General features: G+C 45.9%; 8 protein-coding genes. 2 read left to right on the top strand and 6 right to left on the bottom strand.

Features of this window, described 5'->3' with window-relative positions:
- Together trmD and rplS are read left to right on the top strand one after the other, a co-directional pair.
- Window positions 1–591, top strand: a 591-nt coding sequence (gene trmD, locus AACQ21_RS10765) for a tRNA (guanosine(37)-N1)-methyltransferase TrmD (RefSeq protein ID WP_105977518.1), incomplete at its 5' end; no start/stop codon positions are given.
- Window positions 592–632: 41 nt separating this feature from the next.
- Window positions 633–986: a 50S ribosomal protein L19 gene (rplS, locus tag AACQ21_RS10760; RefSeq protein ID WP_010319525.1), complete on the top strand. Its 354-nt coding sequence runs from the start codon at window positions 633–635 to the stop codon at window positions 984–986.
- Between the two features lie 80 nt (window positions 987–1,066).
- Here rplS and yacG read toward each other — a convergent pair whose 3' ends face one another.
- The 6 genes from yacG to pilB all read right to left on the bottom strand — a co-directional run bounded on the left by yacG (window position 1,067) and on the right by pilB (window position 6,603).
- A complete protein-coding gene (gene yacG / locus AACQ21_RS10755; protein WP_105977516.1) occupies window positions 1,067–1,264 on the bottom strand; it encodes a DNA gyrase inhibitor YacG in 198 nt (65 codons plus the stop codon).
- 89 nt (window positions 1,265–1,353) lie between these two features.
- Window positions 1,354–2,094 carry a cell division protein ZapD gene (gene zapD, locus AACQ21_RS10750; protein ID WP_013857689.1) on the bottom strand — a complete coding sequence of 247 codons (741 nt, stop codon included), beginning with the start codon at window positions 2,092–2,094 and terminating at the stop codon, window positions 1,354–1,356.
- Between the two features lie 32 nt (window positions 2,095–2,126).
- Window positions 2,127–2,735 (bottom strand): dephospho-CoA kinase, encoded by a 609-nt coding sequence (gene coaE / locus AACQ21_RS10745; protein ID WP_105977515.1) that lies wholly within the window; start codon window positions 2,733–2,735, stop codon window positions 2,127–2,129.
- Entirely contained in the window at window positions 2,726–3,607 is an 882-nt protein-coding gene (locus tag AACQ21_RS10740) for a prepilin peptidase (protein WP_105977514.1), read from the bottom strand. Before AACQ21_RS10740 ends, coaE begins: the two co-directional genes overlap by 10 nt.
- A 38-nt stretch (window positions 3,608–3,645) precedes the next feature.
- Window positions 3,646–4,872, bottom strand: a complete 1,227-nt coding sequence (locus AACQ21_RS10735; RefSeq protein ID WP_105977513.1) for a type II secretion system F family protein — start codon at window positions 4,870–4,872, stop codon at window positions 3,646–3,648.
- A gap of 42 nt (window positions 4,873–4,914) precedes the next feature.
- Window positions 4,915–6,603, bottom strand: a complete 1,689-nt coding sequence (gene pilB, locus AACQ21_RS10730; RefSeq protein WP_105977512.1) for a type IV-A pilus assembly ATPase PilB — start codon at window positions 6,601–6,603, stop codon at window positions 4,915–4,917.
- Between the last annotated feature and the right edge of the window lie 9 nt (window positions 6,604–6,612).

The raw sequence follows: 6,612 nt of genomic DNA, 5'->3' as shown, positions 1-6,612 counted from the left end.
CCTTACGGTGGTGGTCCTGGAATGCTCATGATGGTTCAGCCTTTGCGCGATGCCATTCATGCAGCAAAACAAGCCGCACCGGGAAAGACGAAAGTCATTTACCTTTCTCCTCAAGGTCGAAAACTCGACCAAAAAGGAGTCGAAGAGCTGGCGACGAATGAGAACCTAGTTCTTATTTGCGGACGCTATGAAGGGGTAGATGAGCGTATCATCCAATCAGAAGTTGACGAAGAATGGTCGATTGGTGATTTTGTGATGACAGGCGGCGAACTGCCAGCCATGACGTTGATTGATTCTGTCTCTCGGTTTGTTCCGGGAGTATTAGGAGATTTCGCATCAGCAGAAGAGGATTCTTTTGCAAATGGCTTGCTAGATTGCCCGCACTATACGCGTCCTGAAGTGTTAGATGGAAAAGAAGTACCTGCGGTACTGAAATCCGGTAATCACGAGGATATTCGTCGCTGGCGGCTGAAACAGTCGTTGGGCCGAACTTGGCATAGAAGGCCAGAGCTCCTGGAAAACCTAGCTCTGACTGACGAACAGGAACTATTACTGGTTGAGTTCATCAAAGAAACTCAAATACATCAGTAACCTATTTAATTTAGTATCAGTTTATTCTAGGAATTTTTAAAATGAGTAACATCATCAAGGCTCTTGAAGAAGAGCAAATGAAACAAGGCCTACCTAAATTCGCACCAGGTGACACTGTTGTTGTTCAAGTTAAGGTAAAAGAAGGTGATCGTGAGCGTCTACAGGCTTTTGAAGGCGTTGTAATCGCAATCCGTAACCGTGGCCTACACTCTGCATTCACTGTTCGTAAGATCTCTAACGGTGAAGGTGTTGAGCGTACGTTCCAAACTCACTCTCCAGTGGTTGATAGCATTGAAGTTAAACGCCGCGGTGCAGTACGTCGTGCCAAACTGTACTACCTACGTGAGCGTTCTGGTAAGTCAGCTCGTATCAAAGAGAAACTTGCTAAGAAGTAATGCTATAAACTAGCGTTCTCATAGTAATAAACAGGGGTCGAGTAATCGACCCCTGTTTTTATATGTGTTTTATATGTGCGCTAATATTGATCTTCTGACCAACCATCACTGTCTGACATATCCGGTGCACCGGGAATACTTTTTTCCTCATCGGCCCACTCGCCAAAATCGATCATCTGACACTGTTTGGAACAAAAAGGACGATAAGGGCTCTGTTCTCCCCATTTGACATCGGCTTTGCACTGCGGGCATTTTACAATGGTAATTTTCTTTGACATAACGGACTTCAAGTAACGATGGATAGGCGTAAGTGTATTACCTAACGCAATGGAAAGTAAGAGTCAGTCGGGAATTGAAGCGGAATTGATTAACAGCAGACGGCGAGATCAAACTCGATATCGCGCCCTGTTGCTTGGCCTGATTGGAATTCGATAAACTTAATCGCGAAGCGATTTTTATGTCCTGAGATCATGGGGTATACCCCATACTCAAGTGGGATCGACAAGCGCAAGATATTGGCGTCTTCTGCATCGCTTTGATAAAAACCTAATCGTGCTAGGCGTGCTTTAAAATGGCCCGTTTCGCGGGTTAACTTCAACCAAAGTTGCAACGCATCTGATAACGGTCGCAGCGTTTCCATCCATTGGTGCGCATCTTGGGTCTTCTTTTCTATCGGAATGTGTAGCCAGTAGTGCAGCGCTGGTAGGTCGAAACAGCATGACCCGCCCGGCAAATTAAAGCGTTGGCGAATCGTGCTTAAGAAACGATCTTCTTTGAGTGATTGGCCAAAGCGTTCAGCGCTCATTAAATTACGATGCACCTCGTCGATCTCTTCAAGGAGCGATAGCAACATTTCTTGATCAACACCATCCACATTGAGCCAGCTACGGTAGTTCAAACGCTGTTTTTCAATATCTTTAGCCAACTCGCTTTTGAGTTGGATCTGTTCGAAGATTTCGAGTAAATCAAACAATGAACGAAAGAAGAGTTGGTGTTGAATACCGTCACGAAACTGAGCGGAATGCATCAACTGGTTAAGCAGCGCTTCGACTCTTAAATAGATACGAGTTTTTTCGTTCAGTGGGTGTTCAAACTTATGCGTGGTCATCTAGCTAGCCTTAGGTCCGGTCTGGGTTATTCTTACAGACTTAGGCTGCATATGGCTAGATACTTTTTGTGTAATTCTGTGATTTGAGGCAAAAGTTTTTGGTTTTCTGCGCTATTTTTAATCACATCGTCAGCGTATTGCAATCTTTGCTCACGGCTCGCTTGAGCGGCTAAGATCGAACGGACTTGTTGCTCTGATACCTTGTCTCTTGCCATAGTGCGAGCGATTTGGGTTTTTAGATCAACATCAACCACTAAGATGCGATCGACTAAGGTTTGTAGGTTATTTTCTATCAATAATGGCACAACCAATAAAGCATAAGGCGAGGTGGTTTTTGCTAAATCAGCAATCATTTTTGCACGGATCATTGGGTGAAGAAGCTGATTAAGCCAAGCCTTTTCTTGCTCATCAGCAAAGATCTTTTCTCTTAACGCGGTGCGATCCAATTGTCCATCGGGATTTAATATGGTGAGGCCAAAGTGCGCGCAAATCGCCGTTAATCCTTCACTACCTGGTTCGACGACTTCTCGAGCGATGATGTCAGCATCCACGACATCTATCGAGAAATTCTGCTGAAATAAATGAGCAACGGTGCTTTTTCCGCTGGCAATCCCGCCGGTTAAACCCACCACTAACCCCATGACGATAACCCCATAATTGAACCTAAATACCAACTCATAATATCGTTACCCCACAACAAGGTTAGCCAGCCAGCAATGGCGAGATAGGGGCCAAAAGGAAAGGCTTTGTCGATCCCTTTTTTTTGCAAGCGCAATTGAATTAGGCCAAAGACAATGCCAACCACAGATGACATGAGAATGATGATGGGCAGATATTGCCAGCCCAACCAAGCGCCGAGAGCAGCCAGCAGTTTGAAATCGCCATAACCCATTCCTTCTTTGCCTGTGACGAGTTTAAACAGCCAATAGACCGACCATAAGCTCAGATAGCCAGCAATGGCGCCGATCACCGCATCTTGCAAACTGACTGGGCTAATGTGCATCAATGATAAGCTGAGGCCCGCCCACAGCAGTGGCAGTGTCAGCTTGTCGGGTAACAGCATGGTATCGAAATCGATAAACGTCGCCGCGATGAGCACAAAAGTGAAAAACAATAGCGCTAGTGAAAAATAACTAAAACCGAAGTGGCTAGCCACGACAAAGCTCATAGTGGCGGTGAGCAGTTCAATCAAAGGATAGCGTGCACTGATCGGGCCTTGGCAACGGGAACATTTCCCTTTTAAAAAGAGCCAACTGAGTAGCGGAATATTATCAATAATACGGATTGGCGTATCACAGTGTGGGCAGCTAGAACGAGGGACACTGAGCGTGAGTTGCCCTTCCGGTGGCGCAATGTGATATTCGGGAAAGCAGTCAGCGCACTCTTGTCGCCATTCTCGCTCCATGATTTTGGGTAGACGATAAATGACCACATTGAGAAAACTCCCCACGATTAAGCCAAACAACGCTGCAAAAAGTGGAAAGAGCCAAGGGTAATAAATAAAAACTTCCATGCACAGACTCGATAATTAAAAGATTAGCAGTGCTAATACTATCCTAATACACTCATTAAGTTAAAGATGGGCAAGTACATTGCCACCACTAAACCGCCGACCACCGTACCCAAAAAGACAATGATCAATGGTTCGAGAATTTTGCCTAAGTTATCGACGGTATTATCAACTTCAAATTCGTAAATGGTGGCGACTTTATTGAGCATGTCATCCAATCGGCCTGATTCTTCACCAATCATCACCATTTGCAGCACCATTTCGGGAAAGGCTTCGGTATTACGCATCGCAATATACATTGGCATGCCAGCTGCCGTATCACGATAGACCTCATTAATCGCCGTCTCAAAATGGACATTGCCAGCGGTTTTGGCGGTGGTTTTTAAGCTGGCTAAAATCGGAATGCCTGCACTAAAACTGGTGGCGAGTGTGCGACTGAATTTAGCAATAGAGGCTTTGCCTATCACCCCGCCAAGAATGGGAAACTTTAATCCTAATCGGCTGGTTTTTAAGCGTATTAAAAAAAATTTTTGGCGTACTGCTTTCACGGCAATTGTGGTGAGGATTATGATGATGAGTACCCACAAACTGTAACTTTGCACCCAATGAGAGAGTTTCAATACTTGCTGTGTAAACCAAGGTAATTCGGCTCCGAATCCTTTGAACATGCTTTCAAACTCAGGGATCACCATAGTAAGCATTAAGTAAGAAACACCTAACGCGACCAACACCACCATGGTTGGGTAGATGAGCGCTTTAATGACTTTAGCGCGCAGTTGTTCACTTTTTTCTCGATAAGTCGCTAGCCGCTCAAACACTTCAGCCAAGTTACCTGACTGTTCACCTGTGTGAATGAGATCAACATACAAGGTATCGAAATGGGTGCTGGCGGTACGCATCGCTTTGGAAATTGGCGTTCCGGCTTCAACCCCTTTGGTGACTTGCGACAAAATGGATTTCATTTCGGCTTTGCGATGGTTATCTCCGACCAGTTTTAAGGCTTGCACGATGGGCACGCCCGTGGTCAGCATGGTCGCCAATTGGCGTGTCAGAATGGTGATGTCTCTGGCCTTCACGCGATGAGTCAAGCGGGTGATAAAAGAGACGCCCCCTTTTTTGATTTTTTTGATTTGAATGTGCTGTTCTTTAAGTTTGTCACGCACTTCCAGTTCGGTTAAAGCGAGAGTTTGGCCAGATACTTTTTTGCCCGAACTATTGATGCCTTTCCAACGATAATTTTTGAGTTCTGATTTGATTTTTGTGTTCATACAATAGAGTCACTCAATGGCTAGCTAAGAGGGATCAAAGCGTTAGAAATAGAGCACGCGTTGCAGCTCTTTGAAGCTGGTTACGCCGTTTTTGAGCTTTTCAATGCCTGATTCTTGTAGTGTCTGCATTCCGTTGGTTTTCGCGATCTGCTCTATTTGATGAATGCTTGCTTTTTGCATAATCGCTTCGGCCAGCTGTGGGTTAAACGCCATCACTTCATAAATGCCGACTCGACCTGAATAGCCCCCTGTGCATTCGTTGCAACCATGCGGGTTCGCTTCATAAATGGTTTCTGTCGCTAGCAGCTGAAAATGTTGCTGCAATTGCATTGAGGGCACGACGGCAATTTTGCAGTGCCGACAAAGGCGACGAGCCAAACGTTGGGCAATAATTAAACTGAGTGAAGAGGCTAAGTTAAACGCTTCAATTCCCATATTACTTAAGCGAATCACCGTTTCGGCGGCGGAGTTAGTATGCAAGGTAGAAAGAACTAAATGCCCGGTTTGTGCTGCTTTCACGGCGATTTCGGCAGTTTCTAAATCGCGGATTTCGCCAACCATTACAATGTCGGGATCTTGCCGTAAGAAGGAGCGTAATGCTTGCGCAAAGCCAAAGCCAATTTTTGGCTGCACTTGAACTTGGTTGATACCGGATAAGTTAATTTCTACCGGATCTTCAGCGGTGGAAATGTTCACTTCAGCAGTATTTAAAATGCGTAGCCCCGTATAGAGCGAGACGGTTTTTCCGCTACCCGTCGGGCCCGTCATTAAAATCATCCCTTGTGGTTTTTTCAGCGCAGCTAAGTAGAGTTGTTTTTGCTGGTCGTTATAACCCAACTTGTCGATATCTAAGTTAGCAGCACTGCTATCAAGTAGGCGCAGTACGATTTTTTCACCCCATAAAGTAGGGAGGCTGGAAACGCGCATATCGATGGCGGTGTCTTGATTCAACCGCAGTTTAATTCGTCCATCTTGTGGTAAGCGCCGCTCGGCAATATCGAGTTTGGATAAAATTTTAAGCCGCGCGGCAAGCCGGCGACTTAAGTTGCTTGAGGGACGCTGCGTTTCCACCAAAATACCATCACAGCGCAATCGTACTCGGTAAAGCGCTTCGTACGGTTCGAAATGGATATCGGATGCGCCTTTTCGCACCGCATCAAGCAGGATTTGGTTAATAAAACGGCTGACTGGTGCGTCATCTTGGCTGAGGTCTTCAATCGATTGAATCTCATCATCAGACAGCTTAACTAAGTTCGCCAGTTCATCTTGGCTGATCTCTTTCCCTGAAGAAGAGGATCCTTGAATTGTTCGGCCATACAAGCGCCGGATGGCTGCTTGCAGCGCTTTGTAGTCGGCTAAAACCAGTTCGACTTGTAAGCCTGTCGCGAAGCGAAAATCATCTTCCACTTGTAAATGGGTCGGGTCGGAAACCGCGATGGTCAGGGTTTGGCCATTATGGGCAATCGGCAGTGCTTGGTAACGGGTGATGAGATCACGCAAACCAAGCTGTTGGCAGAGCTGTGGGTAGTCGTAGCGGGTTAAGTCGGTGTCCGGTAAGCCAAAAAGGGTACTTAACTGCTCAGTCAGATCATGAGGATGGAAAAAATCCAAAGCGAGCAAAGCTTCTGGCACACTCGCACCAGACGCTTTGATATGTTCAATAACTGCGTGTTCTTGCGTCGGGCTCAATATCTGAGCCTGACGCAGAATCGCAGGGAGGTTGGTTAGCATTTGTATTTC

The sequence above is a fragment of the Vibrio sp. V01_P9A10T6 genome, assembly GCF_963877065.1.
Lineage (GTDB): Bacteria > Pseudomonadota > Gammaproteobacteria > Enterobacterales > Vibrionaceae > Vibrio > Vibrio anguillarum.
Note: the sequence above shows the minus strand (reverse complement) of the source record. Positions and strands in the feature narration are given on the sequence as shown.